The sequence below is a fragment of the Streptomyces sp. NPDC086080 genome (assembly GCF_044540255.1).
Lineage (GTDB): Bacteria > Actinomycetota > Actinomycetes > Streptomycetales > Streptomycetaceae > Streptomyces.
The window spans coordinates 43,625-68,155 of the sequence record NZ_JBITRU010000029.1; the positions used below are offsets into that span (position 1 = coordinate 43,625).

The 24,531-nt window shown below is 73.2% G+C and carries 23 protein-coding genes; 13 read left to right on the forward strand and 10 right to left on the reverse strand.

From position 1 onward, the window contains the following. Nucleotides 1-50 precede the first annotated feature (50 nt). From ACIF9R_RS28460 to ACIF9R_RS28485, 6 genes are all read left to right on the forward strand, one after another. A complete protein-coding gene (locus ACIF9R_RS28460; RefSeq protein ID WP_399985233.1) occupies nt 51-902 on the forward strand; it encodes a restriction endonuclease in 852 nt (283 codons plus the stop codon). A 54-nt stretch (nt 903-956) separates the two neighbouring features. After that, on the forward strand, nt 957-1,223 hold the full coding sequence (locus ACIF9R_RS28465; protein ID WP_399985234.1) for a hypothetical protein: 267 nt from the start codon (nt 957-959) through the stop codon (nt 1,221-1,223). A gap of 90 nt (nt 1,224-1,313) precedes the next feature. Then, a complete protein-coding gene (locus ACIF9R_RS28470) occupies nt 1,314-2,186 on the forward strand; it encodes an oxygenase MpaB family protein (protein ID WP_399985235.1) in 873 nt (290 codons plus the stop codon). 101 nt (nt 2,187-2,287) lie between these two features. Further along, nucleotides 2,288-2,797 carry an SRPBCC family protein gene (locus ACIF9R_RS28475; RefSeq protein ID WP_399985236.1) on the forward strand — a complete coding sequence of 170 codons (510 nt, stop codon included), beginning with the start codon at nt 2,288-2,290 and terminating at the stop codon, nt 2,795-2,797. Next, nucleotides 2,790-4,439, forward strand: coding sequence for a phytoene desaturase family protein (locus tag ACIF9R_RS28480; RefSeq protein WP_399985237.1), 1,650 nt, complete (start codon nt 2,790-2,792; stop codon nt 4,437-4,439). The genes ACIF9R_RS28475 and ACIF9R_RS28480 overlap by 8 nt, the downstream gene beginning before the upstream one ends. A 90-nt stretch (nt 4,440-4,529) precedes the next feature. Beyond that, entirely contained in the window at nt 4,530-4,988 is a 459-nt protein-coding gene (locus ACIF9R_RS28485; protein WP_399985238.1) for a hypothetical protein, read from the forward strand. A 108-nt stretch (nt 4,989-5,096) separates the two neighbouring features. Here the strand turns inward: ACIF9R_RS28485 and ACIF9R_RS28490 are convergent, their stop codons facing one another. From ACIF9R_RS28490 to ACIF9R_RS28515, 6 genes are all read right to left on the reverse strand, one after another. Next, the gene (locus tag ACIF9R_RS28490) at nt 5,097-5,486 is read right to left on the reverse strand and encodes an STAS domain-containing protein (RefSeq protein WP_399985239.1); all 390 of its coding nucleotides are present in this window, start codon (nt 5,484-5,486) and stop codon (nt 5,097-5,099) included. Between the two features lie 2 nt (nt 5,487-5,488). Further along, nucleotides 5,489-6,568 carry a B12-binding domain-containing protein gene (locus tag ACIF9R_RS28495; protein WP_399985240.1) on the reverse strand — a complete coding sequence of 360 codons (1,080 nt, stop codon included), beginning with the start codon at nt 6,566-6,568 and terminating at the stop codon, nt 5,489-5,491. Then, nucleotides 6,565-8,187 carry a PP2C family protein-serine/threonine phosphatase gene (locus ACIF9R_RS28500; RefSeq protein WP_399985313.1) on the reverse strand — a complete coding sequence of 541 codons (1,623 nt, stop codon included), beginning with the start codon at nt 8,185-8,187 and terminating at the stop codon, nt 6,565-6,567. The genes ACIF9R_RS28495 and ACIF9R_RS28500 overlap by 4 nt, the downstream gene beginning before the upstream one ends. Before the next feature lie 271 nt (nt 8,188-8,458). Continuing rightward, a complete protein-coding gene (locus ACIF9R_RS28505) occupies nt 8,459-9,142 on the reverse strand; it encodes an adenosylcobinamide amidohydrolase (protein WP_399985241.1) in 684 nt (227 codons plus the stop codon). 74 nt (nt 9,143-9,216) lie between these two features. Then, nucleotides 9,217-9,642: an ATP-binding protein gene (locus ACIF9R_RS28510; protein WP_399985242.1), complete on the reverse strand. Its 426-nt coding sequence runs from the start codon at nt 9,640-9,642 to the stop codon at nt 9,217-9,219. A gap of 73 nt (nt 9,643-9,715) precedes the next feature. Next, nucleotides 9,716-9,865, reverse strand: a complete 150-nt coding sequence (locus ACIF9R_RS28515) for a hypothetical protein (protein WP_399985243.1) — start codon at nt 9,863-9,865, stop codon at nt 9,716-9,718. Nucleotides 9,866-10,414: 549 nt separating this feature from the next. On the opposite strand from ACIF9R_RS28515, the gene ACIF9R_RS28520 reads away from it, so the two are divergent. After that, a complete protein-coding gene (locus tag ACIF9R_RS28520) occupies nt 10,415-10,843 on the forward strand; it encodes a hypothetical protein (protein ID WP_399985244.1) in 429 nt (142 codons plus the stop codon). 180 nt (nt 10,844-11,023) lie between these two features. Then, a complete protein-coding gene (gene pgm, locus ACIF9R_RS28525; RefSeq protein ID WP_399985245.1) occupies nt 11,024-12,664 on the forward strand; it encodes a phosphoglucomutase (alpha-D-glucose-1,6-bisphosphate-dependent) in 1,641 nt (546 codons plus the stop codon). Nucleotides 12,665-12,717: 53 nt separating this feature from the next. Here the strand turns inward: pgm and ACIF9R_RS28530 are convergent, their stop codons facing one another. After that, nucleotides 12,718-13,233: a hypothetical protein gene (locus ACIF9R_RS28530; protein WP_399985246.1), complete on the reverse strand. Its 516-nt coding sequence runs from the start codon at nt 13,231-13,233 to the stop codon at nt 12,718-12,720. A gap of 411 nt (nt 13,234-13,644) precedes the next feature. On the opposite strand from ACIF9R_RS28530, the gene ACIF9R_RS28535 reads away from it, so the two are divergent. The 3 genes from ACIF9R_RS28535 to ACIF9R_RS28545 are packed head-to-tail and all read left to right on the forward strand — an operon-like array spanning nt 13,645 to nt 17,031. Next, entirely contained in the window at nt 13,645-14,058 is a 414-nt protein-coding gene (locus ACIF9R_RS28535; protein WP_399985247.1) for a cupin domain-containing protein, read from the forward strand. A 31-nt stretch (nt 14,059-14,089) separates the two neighbouring features. Beyond that, on the forward strand, nt 14,090-15,121 hold the full coding sequence (locus ACIF9R_RS28540) for a hydroxyacid dehydrogenase (RefSeq protein WP_399985248.1): 1,032 nt from the start codon (nt 14,090-14,092) through the stop codon (nt 15,119-15,121). Next, a complete protein-coding gene (locus tag ACIF9R_RS28545) occupies nt 15,118-17,031 on the forward strand; it encodes a DUF2264 domain-containing protein (protein WP_399985249.1) in 1,914 nt (637 codons plus the stop codon). The genes ACIF9R_RS28540 and ACIF9R_RS28545 overlap by 4 nt, the downstream gene beginning before the upstream one ends. A 7-nt stretch (nt 17,032-17,038) precedes the next feature. Here the strand turns inward: ACIF9R_RS28545 and ACIF9R_RS28550 are convergent, their stop codons facing one another. Continuing rightward, nucleotides 17,039-17,839, reverse strand: a complete 801-nt coding sequence (locus tag ACIF9R_RS28550) for a hypothetical protein (protein ID WP_399985250.1) — start codon at nt 17,837-17,839, stop codon at nt 17,039-17,041. 278 nt (nt 17,840-18,117) lie between these two features. Between ACIF9R_RS28550 and ACIF9R_RS28555 the strand changes: the two genes are divergently transcribed. Together ACIF9R_RS28555 and ACIF9R_RS28560 are read left to right on the forward strand one after the other, a co-directional pair. Next, a complete protein-coding gene (locus ACIF9R_RS28555; protein ID WP_399985251.1) occupies nt 18,118-21,501 on the forward strand; it encodes a CARDB domain-containing protein in 3,384 nt (1,127 codons plus the stop codon). A 185-nt stretch (nt 21,502-21,686) separates the two neighbouring features. Continuing rightward, entirely contained in the window at nt 21,687-22,541 is an 855-nt protein-coding gene (locus ACIF9R_RS28560) for a L,D-transpeptidase family protein (RefSeq protein WP_399985252.1), read from the forward strand. A 54-nt stretch (nt 22,542-22,595) separates the two neighbouring features. Here ACIF9R_RS28560 and ACIF9R_RS28565 read toward each other — a convergent pair whose 3' ends face one another. Next, nucleotides 22,596-23,603, reverse strand: a complete 1,008-nt coding sequence (locus ACIF9R_RS28565; protein ID WP_399985253.1) for an MASE1 domain-containing protein — start codon at nt 23,601-23,603, stop codon at nt 22,596-22,598. A gap of 52 nt (nt 23,604-23,655) precedes the next feature. Continuing rightward, on the reverse strand, nt 23,656-24,486 hold the full coding sequence (locus ACIF9R_RS28570) for a PP2C family protein-serine/threonine phosphatase (protein ID WP_399985254.1): 831 nt from the start codon (nt 24,484-24,486) through the stop codon (nt 23,656-23,658). Between the last annotated feature and the right edge of the window lie 45 nt (nt 24,487-24,531).

Genomic DNA, 24,531 nt, shown 5'->3' on the forward strand with positions numbered 1-24,531 from the left:
CTCCCGTGGGGGGCGCGTCCTGCCGGCTGCCAGAGAAGGGAACCACCACCGTGACCACGCCCCAGCACGGTACGCGTCCGATGCCCCGCGGGCGGCGCTTCGACCTGCGCGCGACCGCCATGTTCTTCGGTCTCCTCGCCATCGCCCTGGTCACGGCCGGCTTCGCGGTGCGCGCGCTGGCCGGGGTCGCGCAGCGGCGCCCCGCGTGGGCCGTGGTGCTGCTGTGCCTGGCCGTCGCGGCCGTACTGGCCCAGCGGCGCAGACGGCGGCTGTCGGCGGCGCGCCTCGCCCGCCGGACGGGGGAGGCGTTTCACCGGGCGACGGCGACGGCACTGGAAGCCCTGGACGCGCCGGCGCCCGAGCCGGCTCCGGCCGGACCGGTACCCCTCGCCGACGACTTCGGTACCGGCCACAGCCATGATTCCGTGCCCGGCCGCGACGACGGTCCAGGCCCCGACGCCGACGGGCCCGGCCTCGACTTCGACGCGCTGAGCCCGGACGACTTCGAGGAGGCCACCGCGGCCCTGTGCGTACGCGACGGCTGCTCACAGGTGGAGGTCGTCGGCGGCGCCGGTGACCTCGGGGCGGACGTGGTGGCGCTGTCCCCCGAAGGCCTTCGCCTCGTCATCCAGTGCAAGCGCTACGGCGACGACAACAAGGTCGGCTCACAGGACCTGCAACGCTTCGGCGGCACCTGCTTCACCGTCCACGAGGCGGATGTGGCGCTCGTCGTCACCACCGCCGGCTTCACCGCGCCGGCCGAGGAGTACGCCGAGCAGTGCGGCATAGTCTGCGTCGCGCGCGAGGAACTGCTCGCCTGGAGCGAAGGCCGGGCACCGGCGCCGTGGACGAGGGGCACCGGCGGCCCGGAGGTCCCCGGTCGGCAGATCCCGGTCCGGTGACCCGGGTCCGGTGGGCCGGGGCCGATTGTCAGTGACGGATGCCACCCTGCCGGTATGGACGAGCTGGAGTTCATGCGCGGCCGGGTCTACGGGGCGGACCACGACGACCCGGGACCGCGTGCCGGGCGGACGTACGTGGAGCTGGCCGGCGGGCCGCTGGACGGTCTGCTGCTGGATGTCACCGGGCGCACCGGGACGGAACTCGGGGAGGGTGTCCGCCTGCCCACCGAGATAGGCCGCTACGGCACGGGCGGACGCTCGGTGTACGTACCCCGGAGCCCCGGTGGCCGGGTGTACGACTGGTGGGGCGATGTCCCCTGAGGTGTGTGGACACCGAGGAGACCGGGGCAGAGGTAAGGCAGGGGGCGTCCGCGGCCGTCGCGGGCGCGCGACGAGGGCGGAGCGAGAGCCATGGGACTGCTCACGGAAGGCGGCACGGCGGTGCGTGACCGGATCGGCCGGGCGATCTTCTCCAGGGTGGCAGGACCGGACGGCCCGGACAACCGCGCGCGCATCCACGACACCCCCGGGCCACGCTGGTTCGGCCCCGAGCGGCCGGTCAGAAGGGTGCACGGGGACGCCTCCATGTTCATCGGCGGCCTGTCCGCCCTGCTGCTCCAGTCGCTCCACCCCCTGGCCATGGCCGCCGTCGCCGGACACTCCGGGTTCCGCGGGGATCCCTGGGGACGCCTCCAGCGGACCAGTACCTTCCTCGCCGTCACCACCTACGGCACCGCCGACAGCGCCCAGCGGGCCGTCGACCGGGTCCGGGCCGTCCACGAGACGGTGCGCGGCACCACCGCGGACGGCGAGGAGTACCGGGCCGCCGACCCCCGGCTGCTGTGCTGGGTGCACATCGCGGAGGTCGACAGCTTCCTGCGCGCCCACCAGCGCTACGGAGCCCGCCCCCTGGACGAGGAGGGCTGCGACGCGTACGTCGCCGACATGGCGCGCATCGCCACCGCCCTCGGCATACCCGACCCGCCGGTCGACCGGGCCGGCCTGGACGAGCGGCTGGCCGCCTACCGTCCCGAACTGCGCGCCACCCCCGACGCACGCCGTACGGCCCGCTTCCTGCTGGTCAACCCACCCGTTCCGCTGCTCGCCCGGCTGCCCTACGGCGTCCTCGCCGCCAACGCCGTGTCCCTGCTGCCGACCTGGGCCTCCCGGGCCCTGTGGCTGCCCCGGGTGCCCCCGGCCGAAGGCGTGTGCGTCCGCCCGCTCGGCACCGCCGTCACGGCGGGTATCCGCTGGGCCCTGGCCCCGGCCCGTGAGACCGGCTGACACCGGCAGGGAGCTTCCCCTCCACCCGCCGCGCCGGTTGAGGTGTGCCAGAGAGGGCACTCAGTGCTGGCTGGTGTCGCTCGTGCATCCGGGAGGTCGAAGTGGCGGTTCGTCATCGTCTGGTCAAAGCGAGCCCGCACGCCGTCTGGGCCGTGCTCGAGGACGGTACCCGCTACGCGGACTGGGTCGTGGGCACCTCGTCGTCCGAGCCCGTGCGCGGGCACTGGCCGCGGGTCGGCTCCGCGATCGGATACGAGGTGCGCCTCGGGCCGGTCGGCCTGCGCAACGAAACCGTCGTCAGGCGCTGCGAGCCGGGTGAGGTGCTGGAACTCGAGGCCAAGGCGGGGCCGCTGGGCACCGCGCGGATCGCGATCGAGGTGCGGCCCTGGGGCGACCACTGCCTGGTGAAGGTGGACGAGCATCCGCTGCGGGGAGCGGGCGGCACGCTGCACAACGTGGCCGTGGAGGCACTGATCCAGATCCGTCACCGTGCCATGCTCGCCCGGCTGGCGAGCCTCTGCGAGGCCGAGGCGGCGGAGGAGGAAGGACGCCGCCCGATGGGCCAGGTGGTCGCACCGCAGCCCCACGACGGGGGAGGAGCCCGTGCCTGACGCCGTGGTGATCGGCGCCGGGCCCAACGGACTGGTCGCGGCGAACCTGCTCGCGGACGCCGGCTGGAGTGTGGAGGTGCTGGAGGAGCAGCCGGAGCCCGGCGGCGCCGTACGCCACGACCGGGGTGCCGACCCCCACTTCGTGAGCGACCTCTGCAGTTCCTTCTACCCGCTCGCCGCCGCGTCGCCGGTCGTCTCCGGGCTGCACCTGGAGCGTCACGGGCTGCGCTGGAGCCACGCCCCGCATGTGGTGGCCCACCCGCTGAGCGACGGCCGCTGCGCGGTGCTCGACCGCCGCCTCGACGTCACCGCCCGCTCGCTCGACTCCTTCGCGCCGGGCGACGGCGCGGCCTGGCGGCGGCTGCACGACATGTGGGAGACCCTGCGGCCCGACCTCCTGGACGCCCTGTTCACCCCGTTCCCGCCCGTCCGGTCCGGGGCCCGGCTGGCCCTGCGGCTGCGCGGCGCGGGAGGGCTGCGGACGGCGCGCACCCTGGTCCTGCCGGTGCGCCGCATGGCGGAGGAGGAGTTCCGGGGCGCAGGGGGAGGGCTGCTGCTGGCCGGCAACGCCCTCCACGCCGATCTGGCTCCGGAGGCCGCGGGCAGCGGCGGGTTCGGCTGGCTGATGTCGATGCTCGGACAGACCTACGGCTTCCCGGTGCCGGCCGGCGGCTCCGGTGCCCTCACCGAGGCCCTGGTACGGCGTCTGGAGACGCTGGGCGGAGTGGTGCGCTGCGGGCAGCGCGTCGAACGGGTCGTCGTTCGCGACCGCCGGGCCACCGGGGTGCGCACGGCGGGCGGCGAGACGGTCGCGGCGGATCGCGCCGTCCTCGCCGACGTGTCCGTGCCCGCACTGTACGGGGAGCTCGTCGCCCCCGAGCACCTTCCCGCCCAGATACTGTCCGACCTGCGGCGTTTCCAGTGGGACTTCGCCACCTTCAAAGTCGACTGGGCGCTCGACGGGCCGGTTCCCTGGGCCTGCGAGCAGGCCGCGGGCGCCGGAACCGTCCATCTCGCGGACGGACTCGACGAGCTCACCCGCTTCGCGGCCCAGCTGGCCACCGGCCATGTCCCGGACCGTCCCTTCAGTCTGTTCGGCCAGATGACGACCTCCGATGCCTCCCGCTCCCCCCGGGGCACCGAGTCCGCGTGGGCGTACACCCATGTGCCCCACGACGCTGTGGGCGACGCCGGAGGGGACTCCCTCACCGGTGCCTGGGACGCCGGGGAGCAGGAGATCATGGCGGACCGCGTTGAACGCCAGGTGGAACGCTTCGCGCCCGGTTTCCGTGCCAGGATCCGGGCCCGGCGCGTCCTGGCTCCGCCCACCCTCCAGGCCCTGGACCGGAATCTGCGCGGCGGCGCCATCAACGGCGGCACCGCGGCCATGCACCAGCAGCTGTTCTTCCGCCCGGCCCCCGGCACCGGGCGTCCCGAGACCCCCGTCAAGGGCCTGTACCTGGCCTCCGCCGGTGCCCATCCGGGCGGCGGTGTACACGGTGCGCCGGGCGCCAACGCGGCCCGCGCCGCCCTGCGCCGGCCGCTGGCGCCCGCGCTGGCCGGGGTGCAGCGCTTGCTGACCCACCGCGACCGCACGGGCCGCAGGCAACCGGACACCGTCGGGCGGGCCGACGGCGGATGACCCGCGCACCGGACCGCCCGCGGCCCGGCCACCCGCGGCCCGGACCGCGCCGGCCCGGACACACCATCGATCACAGGCGGAGGCGAGACGATGACCGGACACGAAAACGGACCCGACCGTGACCACCGGCGTCCCGAAGGCGTCAGCGACGAGACGGTGGAGGCACTCGGGTCGCTGTCGAAGGCCCTGGAGACCACCGAACGCGCCCGGGGACACCTCTACAGCTTCCACCAGCTCACCGGCACGGCGGACCTCGAACTCGACCGCACGGTCGAACTGCTGCGCAAGGCCGGTCACCCCGACTGGGCCGAGACGGTGCGCACCCAGGTCCTGGGCCGCAACGTGATCCCGGGCCACTGGACGTTCCAGATCGTCGAGGCGTACGACACCACCTACCACCAGCCGTTCAGGGAGATCGAACGAGGCGCCGTCGAGGAACTGGCCGAGGGCCGGGACCACCTCTACGAGGCCGAGATGAAGGAGGCCCGCCGCACCGTCGGCCACCCCGACCACACGGCCCGCCCGGACGCCGAGGGGGACGGCCGGTGAGCGGCGCCCCGCCGCGCGGCCGCACCGCCGTGGGTCATCTCACCATCGGCACCCCACTGCGCCGGGGGCGGGGCGACGCGCGGACCCCGTGGGGGCCCACAGCCGGCGTCAGCCGCCGTACGGGCCGTGCGGCAGGCCGGTTCCCGGGGCGCCCTGAACCGCCCCGGCCGCGTCCCGGGCGGTCAGATGGCCGAGGACGTTGGTCTGGCGCAGGAGGCGATCGAGGGCCGCAGGCCGGTTGTCGAGGTGCAGGACGGCCCGCGCGGCACCGGTGTTGCGGCGGATCATGAGCAGTGCGGCCAGGCCCAGCGGGTCGATGTCCGCCAGCTCGCCGAAGTCCAGCCGTACGGCACGTGGCGGCGTCGGCCCGGACAGATGGGCCACCACGACGGCGATCAGCTCCGAACCGCCGGCGTCGTCGAGGTCACCGCTCACGCGTACGGTCAGCGTGGCCGTCTCCGGGTCCAGCGCGGTGTGCAGGCCGGGACGGTCGGGCACACTCATCCGGTGCTGCCGGGAACGACAGCGTCGGCTGCCCGGACGCGCAGAGCGGCGGCCCCTTGGCGCACGAGACGCAGACCTCGTGGAAACTCGTGCAACTGCTCAGCGAGGATGTCGAGTCCGGTCACCAGAGAGGTCACCGGGACACCGCGCGCCGTGAGTACCTCGGCGGTCCATCCCAGGAACTGGGTGAACACCTCCGCGTCATCCAGGTACAGAGCAGTGGCCAGGAAGTCCATGATGTGGACCAGATCCTCGGCCGTCCGCTCCCGTTGCGCGTCGTTGTAGCCGCGCATCGCCGGGAACCTGCTCTCCAGCTCCACCAGCACGTGCTTGACCAGGCGACTGCGGGAGCGGACCACCGTCGTGTACTCCTGGTCCGACAGATGCGGGAGATCGTCGACCGCGTCCCGCACCGCCGTGGGGCGCGGCAGTCCGGCCTCCAGCGCGGCGGCGGCGCCGCGCGCGTCCGGGGCCCATCCGTCGGCACCCAGGGCCCGTGCCCACCGTCCGTCCTCGCCGAAAGCCCTGCCGCCGGCGAGCACCGGCACCCCGACGGCCTGGCAGGCGGTGATCGCCGCGTGCGCCGCCGGTAGATGGGTGGGGATCGATCCGGAGAGCAGCACGGCGTCGGAGTTGGTGTGGTGCTGGTGCGCGACGAGCTGCGGGGTCGGTGTCTGGGCACCCAGATAGTCCACGCGCCACCCGCGCAGCCGCAGGACCTCGGCGACGAGCCGGGCCGGGAACGCGTGCCATTCGCCGTCGACACAGGTGACGGTCACCCGGCCGCGGTGAAGGGCGGAGGGCCGGGCCGCCGGACGGTGGGCGAGAGCGGCGATCACCCGCTCGTTGATGGCCGTGGCCGCGTGTTCCTGGGCGACGGTGATACGGTCGGCGGCCCATTCGGCACCGATCCTCTCCTGTACCGCCGCCACGACGTCCAGCAGCAGGTCCTCCTCCTGCCACCCCGCGTCCAGCCCGGCGCGCACCGCGTCGACGGCGTCGTACTCACCGCCCTCGATCACGGCCTGCCAGAGCCTGTCGCGCAGCACCCCGGCCGACAAGCCGGTCCCGTTCAAGCCGTCCTCCCCGGATCTCCGCCTCCGGCGGTGTCCGCCGCCGTCGGCCGGGCCGTGCGCGGCGCGCTGATGGCAAGGGCAGCCATGTCGTCATGGACGCCGGCGCCCAGCCACTGCGCGGCCAGCATCTGCACCCGTTCCACGATCGCTTCCCCCGGCATTCCGGCGCATTCCACCAGCGCCTGGCGCAGCCGGTCCTCCCCGAACAGTTCGTCGCCCAACGGTCCGCCGCGCGCCTCGGTGATGCCGTCGGTGTAGAGCAGGCAGGTCTCCCCGGGAGCGAGCACCGCCTCGGCCGTCCGCACCGTGACCGAGGGCAGGGCTCCGACCAGGGTGCCGTGGGTGTCCGCCTCCTCGACGCGGCCGTCGGCGCGGACGATCAGCGGCGGCATGTGTCCCGCGCTGGTCAGCCGGAGGCGCACCCGGCCGCCGTCCTCGCGCCGCACACAGGCCAGCACCATGGTGGCGAACCGGGTGTGGTGCGAGGTGAGCAGTGCTCCGTTGAGCAGGTTCAGGATCTGCTCGTGGTCGGACGCCAGCGGCATCAGCGCGTGCAGCGTGTTGCGTATCTTCCCGGTGAGGACCGCCGCGTCGAGCCCCTTGCCTGCGACGTCGCCGAGGACGACGAACGTCTCCTGCGAGGCGTCCGCCCCGGGATGGACGTCGTAGAAGTCACCACCGATCCGCTCGTGGTCGCCGGCGGCGCGGTACCGGCCCGCGTAGTCCACCCCGTGCACGGTCTCCAGCTTCGGCGGCAGCAGGTCCCGCATGAGCGTGGCCGTGATCGCGCTCTGCTCGCTGTAGAGGCGCGCGGCCGACAGGGCGGTACCCGCACGTGCGGCGAAGAGTCTGACGAACGCCTCCTCGTCCGGGGCGAATGCCTGCGTGGTGCTGGAGCGGAGCAGGATCAGCGCACCGGCGGACACTCCATGGCCTGGAAGCGGTGTGACGATGACCGAGCCGACCGGCTCGCCGAAGCCCGTCGGCACGACCCACTCGGGAAGGGCGCTGGGGTCGATCCAGCGGGCCGGCACCGGCGGGAACCCCTGGAGGGCCTCGGCCAGCCCCGGGACGTCACGAGGATCGAACTGCAGTGAGGTGTGCGCGGCGGAGCCGCCGCGCAGGGCGTGGGTGACGGCGTAGCGGCGCCCGACGGGCGGCAGCACGAGCAGTGCGGCGTCGGCGAGGTGCTCCGCCGCCATCTGTGCGGCGACCTCGGCGCAGCGCGGTACGTTCAGGGACGACAGCAGGGTGCTGGAAACCATGGCGCGGATCTCCGCCTGCTCCCGCGAACTCCGCAGGGACGCCTCCGCCTCGCGACGGGCGGTGCAGTCGACCAGCCACCAGGCAGTGCCCCCGTCCGCCATCGGACTGCCGGGACGCGCCTCGAAGAACCGGCCCGCGATCTCCCCGGCGGCCGACGGCACGCCGAAGTCGGGCGTGACATCGGCCCCGTCGGTGAGGCCCCGTTGCGCGTCCGCCAGCCAGGCCGGTACTCCGACCTGCCGGGTGCCTCCCCCGCGACGGTCCGTCAGCGCCAGCCGGGCGGACGGATTCAGGTCGACGATCCCGCCGTTCGCGTCGAGGACGAGTACAGGGCAGGGAGCGTCCTTCCACATCGGACCGTCACAGACGTCCGTGACGCGCGGGTGGGCGGGTGAGCCGGGGGAACGAATCACAAGCGTAGGCACGCGCCGTGCGCACCCCACCACCTCTCTGCCGGGGACCGGATCCACCTGCCACGGTGCCGCATCCGTCACCGTGAAAGCAACCGGCCGGGGACGCGACGTGCGCTGACGCCCGCGTACCCCGGTGGGAGGACCTCAGTCCTGGTGACGACTCCCCGGCAGAGCCGCGGCCGCCCGCCGTGCCTCCGTGGGACGCTGCGGCTCAGGGTTCCCTCACAGCCGCCCGTACGGCACGGTGAACCGCGCGGGCCAGCCGTGCTCCCCACAGGGAACGGGGTCCGGCGAAGGCGTGCTCCTCCTCACCGGGGCCGGCGGTGCGGGAGATCACACACACCGCGTCGGTGGGGGTCCCGGAACAGTCGTGCCCGGACTCGACGAGGGCCTGCACCTTCGCCTCCGTCACCGTGGCCACCGCGTTGACCAGGGCGGCGTCCCCCAGCGATACCGGCACGGCGGCGACGATGTTGATCGTGCCCGGTGCCGGCGCCCCGCCCGTACCGGCGCCCGGCACGGCGGCCCAGCCGCGCACGTCGATGCCGGCCGTGACGAAGGCGTCCACGCCCTCGTCGTGTCCGTGTGCGTACCCCGAGACGTCCGCCGCCGTCATCAGTCCCGCCCCCGGACCCCGCGCGCCCCAGCCGGCGGCGAGGCCCGCGAGATGCCGGCCGGGGTCGGTGCGCCGGTAGCCGTGGGAGACCTGCGCGTTGAGGACCCAGGCCCGCTCGCCGATACCTCCGCCGAGCACCGCGCTGCTGATCATCCGGTGACCGGGACCCGTGACCCAGAGCAGCGCGTGCAGGAGCTCGCCGCCCTCCTCACGGGTCAGACGCCGCGGATGCGCGAGCGAACGGGTGCCGGTACGGGGCGATGGGACGACAGCGGTCACCTGACGGGGCTCCTTGCGGGATCGGACCGGCCGATCCTACGGCCGGACGTCCGCGCTTCCCGCACGGGGCCCGGTCAGGGCTGCCGCGTCCCCTCCCGGGCGGGCCCGCGGAAGCAGGCGGTGACGGTCTTGCCGTGCGGACAGGGACGTGTCTCCCACGTGTCGGCCAGGGCGTCGACGAGCAGCATGCCGCGCCCGCCGACCCGCTCGGTGCTCGGTCCCCGGGGCGCCGGCAGGGCGGACGAGGTGTCGTGCACCGAGATGTGCAGACACCCCTGGTCCCACGTCATGGTCAGCTGGGCGCTGCTGTGGGCGTGCCGGTGGGCGTTGGTGACCAGCTCCGACACGGTCAGCAGCACGGCGTCCACTGTCTCCGGGGCGGTACTGGTCCAGCCCAGCGCGTCGAGATGCCCGCGCGCCCAGTCCCGGGCCGCCTTCACCTCGGTGTCCAGCGGCAGCGAGCGTGCCCAGCCCACTGCGCGGACCGACGTTCCGGTCATGCTGGTCCTTTCTGGTCATGGGCGTACGGCCCGGTCGTCACCCGCCGGGCCGTACGAGAGGGCGAGCCGGTACTCAACGCCGGCCGCCGCGCAGCTTGCCCAGCAGACGCTGGGCCTGGGCCCGGCGCCGGGGGTCGGCCGCGGCCCTGCGCACCTGCTCGGTCGTACGCCGTCCCTGAGGGCTCCTGGCGAACTGCTTGATGCGCTCCATCATGTTCGGCATCGGTCTTCCTCTCCGGGGGTCCGCTCTCTGGTGGCTGCCGTACTCCGCCTACCCCCGGCGGGCCGAGTCAGCCCTGAGGCAGGTCCGGCTCGTCCTCCCGCGCCCGGCCACGTCCACGCGCCACCTCCTTCCCGGACGTCCGCGTGGCGGGCGCAACACGTGCGAGGACAACGGCCCCACCGCCGGTTTCCCGCGCCCGGCTCCCGGGGGCCCGGCGCACTCCGACGCGATCGGACCGGAGTTGTTCCTCCGGCACGGCCACCCACGAGCGCAGGCGAGCCCGCTCCGACGGACCTGACCCTCCCTCACCGTGGCCCGGAACAGACCCGTCCCGGCGCCCGGTTCGGCAGCGGAAGCAGCCGCTCCCGCACGCCGCGCCCGTCCTGCCCGCCCCCACCCGCGACAGCCCCGTCAGCCGCCTCCACCGCGAAACAGCGCCGCTGTACGACGTGTTCGTCCGAGGGGTTCCGGAGCGGGTTCCGGCGCCCGACGGGCGGCGCGGGGCGACGGGGCGTGTTTGCCGTGGGGGACAGCGGCAAGTCGGTGTCCATGAGTGAACAGAACAAGAACGCCAACCGGAAGACCACGACCGTCCGCTCCACCGCCTCCAGGACCAAGGACGCCGCGGACAAGGCGACCGCTCCCGCCGGGCGGGCGGCGGACGCCGCCGCCGGCAAGGCCGGTGACGCCGCGTCAGTGACCGTGTCGGGTGCTGGGCGCGCCGCGCAGGCGGCGAGCGACGCCGCACAGTCCGCGGCCAAGGGCGTCGAGGCGGGCCGCCGCGCGGTCGTCGCCACGTCGGGACAGGTCGCCGCCGGTGCCAAGACGGCCTGGACGGTCATCGCCAACCGGAGGCTGGTCGCCGCCGGTACCGCGGCGGGACTGACCGCGCTGACCGCCGCCTCCTACGCGGTGGGCCGCCGCGCGGAACGCCACACCTACGGGCCCCTCACCCGGATGACCGGCGGACGGATCTGACCCGGCGAGCGGAACCGGCCGGGGAACGGCGGATCGGGCCCGGACGGCGGACCCCCCCCGGCGAAGGGCCCGGACGGCGGGGCGGAGGCCGGCAGGTCCGGGCCCCCTCGCGCGGTGCGGCCCCGACGGGAAAGGATGTCTCCGCAAGCGAGGATTCACATCATGCGGAGGAGTGGGGACATGCAGCACGAGCGAGCGGGCGGCCCGGCCGGCCCCGAGGATCTCGTCGACGTCGCTCGGCTGGTCACGGCGTACTACGCACTGCACCCCGATCCCGGCGATCCGGGACAGCGCGTCGCGTTCGGGACGTCGGGACACCGCGGTTCGTCGCTGACGGCCGCGTTCAACGAGGACCACATCGCCGCGACCAGCCAGGCCATCTGCGAGTACCGTGCCGCACAGGGCACCGACGGACCGCTCTTCCTGGGCGCCGACACCCACGCGCTCTCCGAGCCCGCGCGGGTCACGGCCCTGGAGGTGTTCGCGGCGGCCGGGGTCACGGTGCTCATCGACAGCGCCGACGGCTACACGCCGACCCCGGCGGTCTCGCACGCCATTCTCACCCACAACCGGGGCCGCACCACGGGCCTCGCGGACGGCGTGGTCGTCACCCCGTCCCACAATCCGCCCGCGGACGGCGGGTTCAAGTACAACCCGCCCAGCGGCGGCCCGGCCGGCTCGGACGCCACCGGCTGGATCCAGGACCGGGCCAACGAGATCATCCGCGGCGGTCTCAAGGACGTCCGCCGCATCCCGTACACCCGCGCGCTCGCCGCCCCCGGCACCGGCCGGTACGACTTCCTCGGTACGTACGTGGCGGATCTGCCGAACGTGCTGGACCTGGACGCGATCCGCGCGGCCGGGGTACGGATCGGCGCCGATCCGCTGGGCGGGGCGTCCGTCGCCTACTGGGGCCGGATCGCCGAACAGCACCGCCTCGACCTCACGGTGGTCAACCCGCTCACCGACCCCACCTGGCGGTTCATGACGCTGGACTGGGACGGCAGGATCCGCATGGACTGCTCGTCGCCGTACGCCATGGCGTCCCTCATCGGCCGGCGCGACCGCTTCGACATCGCCACCGGGAACGACGCGGACGCCGACCGGCACGGCATCGTCACCCCGGACGCCGGGCTGATGAACCCCAACCACTATCTCGCCACGGCGATCGGCTACCTCTACGCGCACCGCGAGCAGTGGCCGTCGGCGGCCGGGGTCGGCAAGACGCTGGTGTCCTCGGCGATGATCGACCGGGTGGCCGCCGATCTGAAGCGTGAACTGGTCGAGGTGCCGGTCGGGTTCAAGTGGTTCGTGGACGGACTGGCCGACGGCACCCTCGGCTTCGGGGGAGAGGAGTCGGCCGGGGCGTCCTTCCTGCGCCGGGACGGCTCGGTGTGGACCACCGACAAGGACGGCATCCTTCTCGCGCTGCTCGCCTCCGAGATCACGGCGGTCACCGGGAAGACGCCCTCCGAGCACTACGCGGCGCTCACCGCACGCTTCGGCGAGCCCGCCTACGAGCGCATCGACGCCCCGGCCACCCGTGAGGAGAAGGCCCGGCTGGCGAAGCTCTCCCCGGCCCAGGTCACCGCCGACACCCTCGCCGGGGAGCCGGTCACCGGGGTGCTCACCGAGGCTCCGGGCAACGGGGCGCCGATCGGCGGGATCAAGGTGACCACGGACAGTGCCTGGTTCGCCGCCCGCCCCTCGGGCACCGAGGACGTGTACAAGATCTACGCGGAGTCGTTCCAGGGTCCCGGTCACCTCCGCACGGTGCAGGAGGAGGCCAAGTCCGTGGTCCTCGCCGCGCTGGGTGGCTGATCAGCACCTCGTACGGTGGTGTCCCGGTCGCCCCGGCGGGTGACCGGGACATCTCAGCCGGCCTGAACGGCGGGGTCGGCAGGGGAGGGAGAGGCGAACCCGAGCGGCTCGGACGTGGCGGACGTGGGCAGGTCCACGGGCGCCACCTCGGACTGCTGCAGCACGCCGTCCCCGCCCGGCCCCTCGACCGGTGTGCCCGCCCCGGCGGACAACTGGGACCACGCCCCAAGGGCCAGCGCGATCGCGGTGGCGGTGCCCACCACGCGCCCGACGCGGCGCAGTCGGGCGCGGCGGTCCAGATCCCGCCAGGAGGGGCCCTCCCACGGATCGTCAGGACGCCACAGATCACCGACCGACGCGGTGGCGCCGGCGTCCACCCTCGCCGCACCGGTGCGGCAAGAGGACTGCGGCCCGGCCGTCCGCTGCCGCGCGGAGGGCTCCTTGGGGGCGGTCGCCCTGATGGCGTGCTCGGTGTCGCTGAGGAACCGCTGCCAGACGGCCTCGGGCACGGACGGCGTACCGTCGCGCTCTTCCGGCGATCCGCCGGCGTCCGGGCTCTGCGCGGTCACGTCCGTCGATTCCTCTCGTGTACGGGAACCCCGGCCGTTCGGCCGGCTTGTCGGGGGCCCGCCAGGATCATCGCACAGCGTGAAAACGCGAGGACAGGGAACGGGGCCGCACTTCACCCCCGATTCCGCCGATCGTGCCGGTTCGGCCGACACCGCCCCGGCACATCCGTACGGGCGGACGACGGCCTCTCGAAGTCGCCCCGTCCCAGGGGCCCCTCATGGCACCCTGACGACAGGGGAAGACGCCGCGGCACACGGGAAGCGGCTGCCGCGGACCGACGCCCCGGACGTCGGTCCGGGGCGTCGCGCCCGCCCGCCCGCGCGCTCGGCGGACAGCGGCCGGGATCGCCGCGCGTGTTAGGTTCCCCTTCGGACCGTGACCGCGTTCACTCACAGGGGACGGTGACTCTCATGACGTCGGAGGAGAGCGGGGCACCGGGCGGCGAAGCCCCTCTGCCGCGGATCCTGTGCGACACGGCCGCGCTGGGCGCCGCCGTCGACGACACGTCGGCCGGCGCGCTGTGGCGGCTCGAGGAACCCGGCCGGCAACTCGACGCCAACGTCGTACGCCTCCCGCCGGGGCACCAGGTCGACACCCACCGTGAACCCGAACTCGACGTCCTCCTGCTCGTCCTCGCGGGGGACGGCACCCTCACCGCCCCGGACGGCCCCCACGCCCTGTCCGCCGGCACCCTGACCTGGCTCCCGCACGGCTCCACCCGGCGTCTCGCCGCCGGCCCCGGCGGTCTGACCTACCTCACCACGCACCGCCGCCGCCCCGGTATGCGGATCCAAAGCCGGCCCCCGGCAGCCGAGGACAGATGACCCCGACGGCCGAAGGAGTCCGCTCACCACCATGAACCACTCCCTGCCCGGCCGCCGTTCCCGGCCCCGCGCCGCGCTGGCCATGTCCGCGGACGTCGCCTCGGCCGTCCTCGACACCGAGTCCCTCGCGGCCCTCGCCGCGCTGTGCGACCTCGCGCCGCAGCCGGTGCTGGACGACCTGACCACCCCACGGGCCCGTGGCGTGCTGGCCGATGTCGACCTGCTGGTCACCGGCTGGGGCTGCCCGCCACTGGACACGGACGTGCTGCGGGCGGCACCACGGCTGCGGGCCGTCGTGCACACCGCCGGCAGCGTGCGCGGCCATGTGACCGACGCCTGCTGGGAACGCGGCATCGAGGTGTCCTCCGCCGCCGCGGCCAACGCCCTCCCGGTCGCGGAGTACACCCTCGCCATGATCCTGCTGACCGGAAAGCGGGTGCTGGAGACCGCGCGCCACTACCACGCCTCCCGCACCGGGCCCGACTGGCTGGGCACGTCCCGCACGGTCGGCAATCACCGCCGCACCGTCGGCATCCTGTCGGCATCGCTCATCGGCCGCCGGGTCATCGACCTGCTGCGCCCGCACGACATCGAGGTACTGCTGCACGACCCGTGTGTCGATGCCGGCGAGGCCCGCGAACTCGGCGTGGAGAACGTCGGGTTGACGGAGTTGTTCCGGCGCGGCGACACCGTGAGCCTGCACACCCCGCTGCTGCCGGAGACCCACGGACTGGTCGGCCGTGACCTGATCGACTCCATGCGTCCCGACGCCGTACTGATCAACACCGCCCGCGGCGCGATCGTCGACCAGGACGCCCTCACCGATGCCGTACTGGCCGGCCGCATCCGTGCCGTGCTCGACGTCACCGACCCCGAAGTCCTGCCGCCCGAACACCCGTTGTGGGAGTGCGACAACGTTCTCCTCACCCCCCACCTGGCCGGCTCGCAGGGCAACGAATGGCGCCGGCTGGCCGGCCTCGCCGTCTCCGAGGTCGAGCGCTGGGCCTCCGGCGAGGGCTTCCGCCATCCCGTACGACGCGAAAGGCTGGCCTTCCTGGCATGAGCATCCCGTTCGCACTGCCCGCCGACGACCACGGCGTCAGCCCCCGCACCGGTTACACCCGTGCCCACTGGGAGGCCGTGGCGGACGGACTCCTCACCGCGGCCTGGCGCTGGAGCACCCCCGGCAGCGCCCTGCTGGACCTGCCGGGGCGCGCCTCCCGCTCGGGCGTGCGTTCCGACGGACTCGAGGGCTACGCCAGGACGTTCCTCGCCGCCGCGTTCCGCGTCGCGGGCGCGGACGGCGACGACCCCCACCACCTGCTGGAGCGGTACGCGACCGGTCTGGCCGCCGGCACCCGCACTCCCGGCCGCGACGACACCGAGTCCTGGCCACGGATCCTCGATTTCGACGTGCGGGGCCAGCCGATGGTCGAGTCGGCGTCGGTCGCGCTCGGCCTGCGGCTGACCGCGCCCTGGCTGTGGAACCGGCTGGACCCCGGTGTGCGGGAGCGCGCGGAGGAGTGGCTGCGGGGCGCGCTGCGGCACACCCCGGCGCCCAACAACTGGTACCTCTTTCCGTACACGGTCGCCGGGTTCCTGGAGTCCGTGGGCCGCGGTGACGCCGAGACGGCGGCCGCGCGGCAGCGCGGGCTGGAACTCCTGGAGAACTGGTACCGCGGCGACGGCTGGTTCGCCGACGGGGACGGGCGTGCCTTCGACCACTACAACGGCTGGGCCCTGCACCTGTATCCGGTCCTCGACGCCCATCTAGCCGGCGACGAGGAGGCGTTGGCACACCATGGCGCACGTCTGCGCACCCATCTGGAGGGCTTCGCCCTGATGTTCGGCGCGGACGGGGCACCGCTCCACTTCGGCCGTTCACTGACCTACCGCTTCGCCGCCTCGGCCGCCGTCTCGCTGGGCGCGGTGACCGGCCACACCCCGCTGACACCGGGCGCGTCACGCCGTATCGCCAGCGGCTGCCTGCGCCACTTCCTGGACCGGGGCGCGCTCACCGCCGACGGCCTCCTGAGTCCCGGCTGGTACGGCCCGCACGAGGCCAGTCTGCAGAGCTACTCAGGCCCGGCTTCGCCGTACTGGGCGTCGAAGGCGTTCGTCGCCCTGCTCGCCCCCGCCGGCTCCGCCTTCTGGACGGCGCGCGAGGAGGCCGCGCCCGTGGAGGAGTCCGACCGGGTGCTGGCGCTGCCCGCGCCCGGACTGCTCCTCCAGGCGACCCGGTCCGACGGGATCGTGCGGCTGCACAACCACGGCAGCGACCATGTGCGCCCGCACGAGGGCGAGTCGGCGGCCGAGGACGACCCGCACTACGGACGCCAGGCCTATTCCACCCGCACCGGACCCACGGCACCCGGCAACACCGCCGACAACCACCTCTCCGTCCGGACCGGCGGCCGGTCCAGTGTGCGCCGCCGCATCCACCCCCTGGGCGCCGGACACGGCGACGGCTGGGGCTGGGCGGCCTCCTGGCACCGGCCCGTCTTCACCGCGGGCCCGCCGATGGTGCCCGGCCTGCGCGTGGAGAGCGTCACCGTGGCACTCGGCCGTCACGAACTGCGGGCGCACCGGGTGGTGGGGGCGCCGGCGGGGTCCGGGCTCACCCACACCGGCTGGGCGACCGGCCCCGAGGAGTCACTGACCTCCGCCCTGTACGGACTGCACGGCTGGGACGACCCGTCCCCGGAGACGATCCGTGCCCCCCGGGGAACGGCCTGGACCGCGTGGGCCCGGGTCCCGCGTCTCACCGGCCGCTGCGAGGGCACCTCGGTGCATGTCGCCCTGGCCGCCCTCACCGGGGACCCCGGCCCCGCGCCCCTGTCCGAGGTGGTGGAAGAAGTGCTGGTGGACGACGGGGTGATCGAGGTCGTCTGGGCCGGCGGCACGGCCCGTACCCGGATCGGCTTCGGACCCGTGCGGGTGTGTCACACGGTGCACGGAGCGGCGAGCGGATGAGGCGACGTCAGGACGGGCCCCCGGCACCCTTCGCGGTCCGTCCGGTGGTCCCGGGGGTGCTGCCGGGCGTGGTGTCCGGCGTGGTGTAGAAGACCGATGAGCCCTGCTTGGTGCGCTGGGCCTGGTTGCGGGCGACGAGACCCTCCAGAGTGCTGCGCACCACGGTGGTCCTGATGGTGCGCTCCGGGTGCGCCTTCCCGAGCGCGTCGGCCACCTCCGCCGCCGAACGCGGCTCGCTCCGCTCGCTCAGGTGCAGTCGGACGAGTTCGACCAGCTTCGGCCCGTCCTTCCCGGTTGTCCCGGCCTTGGGCGACCGGTCCTCGGACGACCCGTTCCTGGCCGACCGGGTGGTGGTTCCCCGCGCGGCGGACGGCCCGGCCTTCGCCGCGGACGGCTTGCGCGCCTCCTTCGCCGGCGCGGTGCGCGCGGCCGCCCTCTTCGCCCGCTTCGGCTTCTCCGCCGCCCGCTTCGGTTTCTCCGTCGCCGGCTCGGCGTCGATCCTCCCGCGCGGTGCGGGAACGGTCGCGCCGCCCGGCGTCGTCCCGGCCTCGGGAGCCTCCTGGGGCGCGGGCGCGCCCGAGGTCCCGGCAGGCGCGGCGGGCGCGGCGGGCGCGGCGACGAGGCCCAGCGCCTGCCGCATGTTCACCAGAATCGTGTGGTCGTGCTGAAGCACCGTCAGCTTCTCCTGCAGCGAGGCGATCTCCGCGGTGACCCGTTCCTGCTCCTTGACGTTGCGCTCCAGGTCCCCCGCGACCTGAGCGGTGTACTGCGAGGTGAGGTCGGAGGCTGCGGTCGAGTTCTCGGACATGTCAGTGCCCCTTTCTTCCCGTTGGTTCCGCTGGTGGCCAGCCATGGTACGGCCGAGCGCGGTTGACCGTTTCTGCTGAGGGGCCCCGGTTGACGTTCCCGGGGGTGCGGGAGACGGCGACGGCCTGGGGGCGGGTTGTGTGCATGCCATTGACAAGGGAGGCGCGAGCCGGAAACTTCAATCCAGTGAGCGCAAAAATCGAACTCAGTGCTGCAAAAGATCTACTAACACATGGTAATCCACGGCAGACACATCGAGACCGACCTGGATGGCACCTCATGAGACGGATGCATTTCGGCCTGCGCACGATCACCGGCCTGCTCCTGGCCGGCCTCGTCGCCGCGGGTCTGCAACCCGGTACGGCCACCGCCGCAGCCACGGCGGTCCGTGGCCCCAACCTGGCGCTGGGGAAGAGCGTCACGGCCGACGGCTCCCACGCCGGTTACCCCGCCGGCAACATCACCGACGGACGTCAGCTGAGCTATTGGGAGGGCCTCGAGGGGGTGTTCCCGCAGTCGGTCCGCGTCGACCTCGGCGGCACGGTCGAGGCCGATCAGGTCGTGCTCGAGCTGCCCGCCACCTGGGAGCCACGCACCCAGACGCTCGCCGTCGAGGGCAGCGCCGACGGCAACTCCTACGCCGGCCTGTCGGGTTCCGCCCCCCATCGCTTCGATCCCGAGGACGGCAACACGGTCACCGTGGACTTCACGGCCCGCGAACTGCGCCACATCCGCGTCCGGGTGAGCGCCAACACCGGCTGGAACGCGGCCCAGTTGTCCGAGATCGAGGTCTACGGCAGCGACGACGGCGGTGATCCGCAGGATCCGCCCGCCGACGGCACCGACCTGGCGCTCGGCAAGCCCATCGAGGCCTCCTCCACAATTCACTCGTTCGTGGCCACCCACGCCAACGACGGTCAACTGGGCACCTACTGGGAGTCCGGCGGCCACCCCGCCACCCTCACCACCGAACTCGGTGCCGACGCCGACCTCAGCGGTGTCGTCGTCGCGCTCGATCCCGACCCCGTCTGGGTCCGGCGGACACAGAGCATCGAAGTGCTCGGCCGCACACAGACGTCGGACACCTTCACCTCGCTCAAGGCCCGCGCCGACTACACCTTCGACCCCGGCTCGAACGACAACACGGTCACCATCCCCGTCACCGGCCGCTACGCCGACATCCGGCTGAGGTTCACCCACAACTCCAGCGGATACGGCGCCCAGGTGGCCGAGCTGAAGGTCATGGGCACGGCCGCGCCCAACCCCGACCTGGTCGTCTCCGACCTCACCTGGACGCCCGCGTCCCCCACCGAGACGGACGCCGTCACCGTCCGGGCGACCGTGCGCAACGCCGGTACTGCCGCCTCCGCCGCCGCCACCGTCGATGTCAGCCTGGAGGGCACCGTCGCGGGCAGTGCCCCCGTCGGCGCGCTCGCCGCGGGCGCCTCCACCACCGTGTCCGTGAACGTCGGCAAGCGTCCCCAGGGCAATTACACGGTGTCCGCCGTGGTGGACCCCACGGACACCGTTTTCGAACTGGACGACACCAACAACAGCCGCACCGCGGCCGGAAGGCTGACGGTCGACCGGAGCCCCGGCCCTGACCTGGAGGTCCGTGGCATTCGCACCGACCCGGCGAGTCCCGCCACGGGCGCCGAGGTCTCCTTCACCGTCTCCGTGCACAACCGGGGCATCTCACCGGCCCCCGCCGGCTCCGTCACCCGTCTCGCCGTGGGCGGCAGGACCCTCGACGGAGCCACCGGGGCCATCGCCGCCGGCGCCACCGCCGAGGTGGCCGTCAGCGGCACCTGGACGGCCACCGGCGGCGCGAGCCTGATCACCGCCACCGCGGACGCCACGGACACCGTCGAGGAGACCAACGAGGACAACAACATCCTCACCCGCTCGATCGTGGTCGGCCGGGGCGCCGCCGTGCCCTACACCGAGTACGAGGCGGAGGACGGCACCTACCGGGGCACCCTCCTCACCGCCGACCCCGAAAGGACCTTCGGCCACACCAACTTCGCCACGGAGTCCTCCGGACGCGCGTCGGTCCGGCTCGACTCGACCGGTCAGTACGTGCAGTTCACCTCCACCGGCCCGACCAACTCCGTCGTCGTACGCAACTCGATCCCGGACGCCCCGGGCGGCGGCGGCACCGAGGCCACGCTCAGCCTCTACGCGAACGGCGAGTTCGTGCGAAAGGTCGGCCTCAGCTCCAAGCACAGCTGGCTGTACGGCAACACCGACACCCCCGAAGGACTCACCAACATCCCGCAGGCGGACGCCCGCCGGCTGTTCGACGAGTCCCACGCGCTGCTCGGGACCACCTATCCGGCAGGCACCGTCTTCCGGCTCCAGCGCGACACCGACGACACCGCCGCCTTCTACATCGTCGACCTGGTCGACCTGGAGCAGGTGGCGCCGGCCGCCGGACAACCCGCCGGATGCGTCTCCATCACCGAGTACGGGGCCGTCCCCAACGACGGCATCGACGACACCGACGCCCTCCGGCGCGCGGTGACCGACGACCAGAACGGGCGGATCGACTGCGTCTGGATCCCCCCGGGCCAGTGGCGCCAGGAGCAGAAGATCCTCACCGACGACCCGCAGGATCGCGGCCAGTACAACCAGGTCGGCATCCGGGACGTCACCATCCGGGGCGCCGGCATGTGGCACTCCCAGTTCCACACGCTGACACCACCGCACCAGGCGGGCGGCATCAACCACCCGCACGAGGGCAACTTCGGCTTCGACATCGACGACAACACCAGGATCTCGGACATCGCCATCTTCGGCTCGGGCACCATCCGGGGAGGCGACGGGGGAGCCGAGGGCGGAGTCGGCCTCAACGGCAGATTCGGCAAGAACACCAGGATCAGCAACGTCTGGATCGAGCACGCCAACGTCGGGGTGTGGGTGGGCCGCGACTACAGCAACATCCCCGAGCTCTGGGGCCCGGCCGACGGACTCCGCTTCAGCGGGATGCGCATCCGCAACACCTACGCCGACGGCATCAACTTCGCCAACGGAACACGCAATTCCGAAGTGGAGAACTCCTCGTTCCGCAACACCGGCGACGACGCGCTCGCGGTGTGGGCCAGCAAGTACGTCAAGGACCCGTCGGTCGACATCGGCCATGACAACCACTTCCGCAACAACACCGTTCAACTGCCCTGGCGCGCCAACGGCATCGCCGTCTACGGCGGCTACGGCAACACCATCGAGAACAACCTGGTCCACGACACCATGAACTACCCGGGCATCATGCTGGCGACCGACCACGACCCGCTGCCCTTCTCCGGGCAGACCCTCATCGCCAACAACGGCCTCCATCGCACAGGCGGTGCCTTCTGGAACGAGGACCAGGAGTTCGGTGCCATCACCCTGTTCGCCCAGGGGCCGGACATCCCCGGTGTGGTGATCCGCGACACCGACATCCATGACTCGACCTACGACGGCATCCAGTTCAAGACGGGCGGCGGCGCGATACCCGACGCCCGGATCGTCTCGGTCACCATCGACAGGTCCAACAACGGCTCCGGGATCCTCGCCATGGGCGGCGCCCGCGGCAGCGCCACACTGACGGGCGTCACCATCACCGATTCGGCCGAAGGGGACGTGGTGATCGAACCGGGCTCGCAGTTCGTGATCAACCGGTAGCGCCACCCCCCGCGCGCTGCTCCGTCCGGCGGGCCCGTACTCCACCCGGGGTGCGGGCCCGTCACTCGTAAGGGTGTGTCCCGGGGCCGGGTGACGCGGTACCGGGACAGGGCAGACGGGGGACTTCCCCGGACTCGCGCGGGGGAGCCGAGGCGAATCGGGCCGGTCGAAGTCAGGCTGAGGGCATGGCTGCATCGATCGACTGCCCGCGCCGTCCCCGTCACCGAGCCGCGGCCCGGGGCGGACACCGGGCCGCGGTTCCCGTCCGGGCGGACGGCCGTGTGCCGTTGACGGCCGTCCTCCTGCTGGTTCTGGCGGCTCTGGCCGGGTGCGGGGCGGGCACCGGGACCAGGACGCCGGACGCGCCGGTGCCCACCGCGCAGGCGGGCGGGCCCCCGGGCATCGCGGATCCCGCCCAGGGCCGGGCCGCCGCCGGAACGGAGGCACGGCCGCCGGCCCGGCTCCCCGGCCTCGGACCCCGCACGCTGGCGTGGATTCCGCAGAACGCCCGTCAGGTCCTCGTGGTCACCGGCCGGGACAGGGACGCCAACCGCTCCGAGGCCGTGCTCTACGAACACACCGGCTCCGGCTGGGAGGCGGGACCGGCGTGGCCCGCCCGCAACGCCCTCAGGGGGTGGACCGACGACCACTGGGCGGGCGACCTCCGCTCACCGATCGGCGTGTACACCCTCACCGACGCCGGAGGACTGCTGCCCGATCCCGGCACCGCCATGCCGTACGACCGGTCGGACGGCTTCAGCGTCAGCGGCACGGGCTTCGAGGGGGAGCCGCTGGAGGGTTCCTTCGACTACGTCGTCGCCATCGACTACAACCGCCAACCGGGCACCACCCCGCTGGACCTGACGCGTCCGCGCGGTGCCGACCGGGGTGGCGGCATCTGGCTGCACGTCGACCATCAGGGACCCACCCAGGGCTGCGTCAGCCTGGAGAAGCACCATATGAGGGAACTCCTGCGCGCCCTCGACCCCACCAGGCACCCGGTGGTGGTGATGGGAGACATCGACTCCCTGAGCGAGTGACGCCGGCGCCGGAAGGGCTGGAATCAGCCCTTCCGGCGCCGGCGTCGAAGGACGTCAGCCCGCGTCCCGTGTCCGCCCGCCCCCTTCCGGCGGTGACCGCCCCGCCGCGGATTCCCCCGCCGTCAGATGCTCCAGCACCTCCACCAGCTCGTCGCACGCCCGCTCCACCGACCGCCGCGTGTTCTGCTGCTCGGTGATCACCGCGGACAGCAGCAGGGAGGTCAGGGCCAGAGCCCCGTTGAAGGTCTGCAGATTGACCATCACCTCGACCTCGGACAGGCCCTCGAACGGCCCGATGCGGTCGGTCGCCGCGATCGTGGCCATGACGGAGGCGAACAGCGCGCACAGCATGCTCCCGGGCAGCCGGAACCGCAGCGCCGCCCAGATCAGCAGCGGATAGACGGAGAACAGCAGACTCCCCGGACCGCGCGTGGCCACCGGCACGAGGAAGCCCGCCATCACCGTCAGCCCCACCGCCTCCTTCCACCTCGACCAGTGCAGGGGAGGCCGCAGCCGCAGGAGCACGAGCAGCACCGGGGTGATGAGCAGCACGCCCATCGCGTCGCCCACCCACCAGGCCATCCACACCCCCCAGAAGCTCCTCCACGGAAGGTCGCCCGTGGCGACCAGCAGCCCCGCTCCGGTCGACGAGCTGATCAGCATGGCCGAGAAGGCGCCCAGGAACACCAGGGTGAGACAGTCGCGTAATCGGCTGAGATCGCTGCGGAAGTCCACCATGCGCAGCAGGAAGTACCCGCACACCGGCGCGGCGGTGTTGCCCGCGATGACGCCGACCGAGGCCGGGCTCAGCGTGGTGAGGTACATGAGGACGAACATCGCACCCAGGGCGATTCCCACCCAGCTGCGCAGCCCGAGGATCAGCAGAGAGGCGACGGCCACCCCGGTCGGCGGCCAGATGGGTGAGACCACCGCACCGGCGACGGTCAGGTCGCCCAGCAGCCCCAGTCGTCCACCGGCGTAGTAGCAGACGGCGACGGCCAGAGTCTCGAGCACGAAGACGGCCGGTGTACGAAGATCCTTGCGAGCCACCACACAACCCATCACACACCGAGGCGGCCGTGTCGGCGAGGCGGGGCACCGGGTGCTGTCGGCTCTATGGATGAGCGTCCGGTCCGTCGTGCCCGATCACCAGGACGGCCGCGTCGTCCTCGTGGCCCACCTGCTCCGCGCCCTTGATCAGGGCGGCGGCCAACGCGTCCGCGCTCATGCGCGCGACCGCCGCGATGCCCGCGAGGCGCGCCGCTTGTTCGAGACCTTCGTCGAGCGGCATGGACGGCCCTTCCACGACCCCGTCGGTGAGCATCACGAACACCCCGCCGGTGTCGAGCCGGTACCGGGTGACGGGGTAGACCACCCCGGACTGGATTCCCAGCGGAGGGCCTCCCTCGTCCTGGGTCACCCCGGACCGGCCGTCCGCGGTGGCCCATACGCACGGCAGGTGCCCGGCGCGGGCGCTCTCCAGCAGCCGGGTCTCCGGGTCGAGCCGCATGAAGGTGCAGGTGGCGAACAGGCCGGAGCCCAGTGACAGCAGCAGTTCGTTCGTCCGGGCGAGGAGCTCACCCGGGTCGCTGTCCACCGAGGCGAGCGCGCGCAGCCCGACCCGGATCTGCCCCATGAAGGCGGCGGCCTCGATGTTGTGCCCCTGCACGTCGCCAATGGACAGTCCGATCCGGCCGTCGGGCATGGTGAACGCGTCGTACCAGTCCCCGCCGACGTTGAGACCCTGGTACGCGGGCACGTACCGCACGGCCAGCTGCACACCGTCGGCGACCGGGAGCCCGCGCGGCAGCATGCCGCGCTGGAGGGCGATGGCCAGTTCCACCCGGGAGCGCTGCACCTCGGCCTGCGCCCGTGCCTGAGCCGTCAGCGTCCCGAGCCTGACCAGAAGCTCGTCGCCGTCGTCCGTGGAGCCGGTGCGGGACATGGATCACTCACTCGGGCGAGGACACGCACGCGCGCTGGCCGCCCT

Coding starts and splice junctions, on each gene's coding strand:
- ACIF9R_RS28485 (WP_399985238.1), top strand. CDS start 4,530: ATGACCGGACACGAAAACGGACCCGACCGTGACCACCGGCGTCCCGAA.
- ACIF9R_RS28550 (WP_399985250.1), bottom strand. CDS start 17,839: ATGTCCGAGAACTCGACCGCAGCCTCCGACCTCACCTCGCAGTACACC.
- ACIF9R_RS28510 (WP_399985242.1), bottom strand. CDS start 9,642: ATGACCGGAACGTCGGTCCGCGCAGTGGGCTGGGCACGCTCGCTGCCG.
- ACIF9R_RS28515 (WP_399985243.1), bottom strand. CDS start 9,865: ATGCCGAACATGATGGAGCGCATCAAGCAGTTCGCCAGGAGCCCTCAG.
- ACIF9R_RS28565 (WP_399985253.1), bottom strand. CDS start 23,603: ATGGGTTGTGTGGTGGCTCGCAAGGATCTTCGTACACCGGCCGTCTTC.
- ACIF9R_RS28520 (WP_399985244.1), top strand. CDS start 10,415: ATGAGTGAACAGAACAAGAACGCCAACCGGAAGACCACGACCGTCCGC.
- ACIF9R_RS28555 (WP_399985251.1), top strand. CDS start 18,118: ATGAGACGGATGCATTTCGGCCTGCGCACGATCACCGGCCTGCTCCTG.
- ACIF9R_RS28560 (WP_399985252.1), top strand. CDS start 21,687: ATGGCTGCATCGATCGACTGCCCGCGCCGTCCCCGTCACCGAGCCGCG.
- ACIF9R_RS28465 (WP_399985234.1), top strand. CDS start 957: ATGGACGAGCTGGAGTTCATGCGCGGCCGGGTCTACGGGGCGGACCAC.
- ACIF9R_RS28570 (WP_399985254.1), bottom strand. CDS start 24,486: ATGTCCCGCACCGGCTCCACGGACGACGGCGACGAGCTTCTGGTCAGG.
- ACIF9R_RS28500 (WP_399985313.1), bottom strand. CDS start 8,187: ATGTGGAAGGACGCTCCCTGCCCTGTACTCGTCCTCGACGCGAACGGC.
- ACIF9R_RS28545 (WP_399985249.1), top strand. CDS start 15,118: ATGAGCATCCCGTTCGCACTGCCCGCCGACGACCACGGCGTCAGCCCC.
- ACIF9R_RS28535 (WP_399985247.1), top strand. CDS start 13,645: ATGACGTCGGAGGAGAGCGGGGCACCGGGCGGCGAAGCCCCTCTGCCG.
- ACIF9R_RS28540 (WP_399985248.1), top strand. CDS start 14,090: ATGAACCACTCCCTGCCCGGCCGCCGTTCCCGGCCCCGCGCCGCGCTG.
- ACIF9R_RS28470 (WP_399985235.1), top strand. CDS start 1,314: ATGGGACTGCTCACGGAAGGCGGCACGGCGGTGCGTGACCGGATCGGC.
- pgm (WP_399985245.1), top strand. CDS start 11,024: ATGCAGCACGAGCGAGCGGGCGGCCCGGCCGGCCCCGAGGATCTCGTC.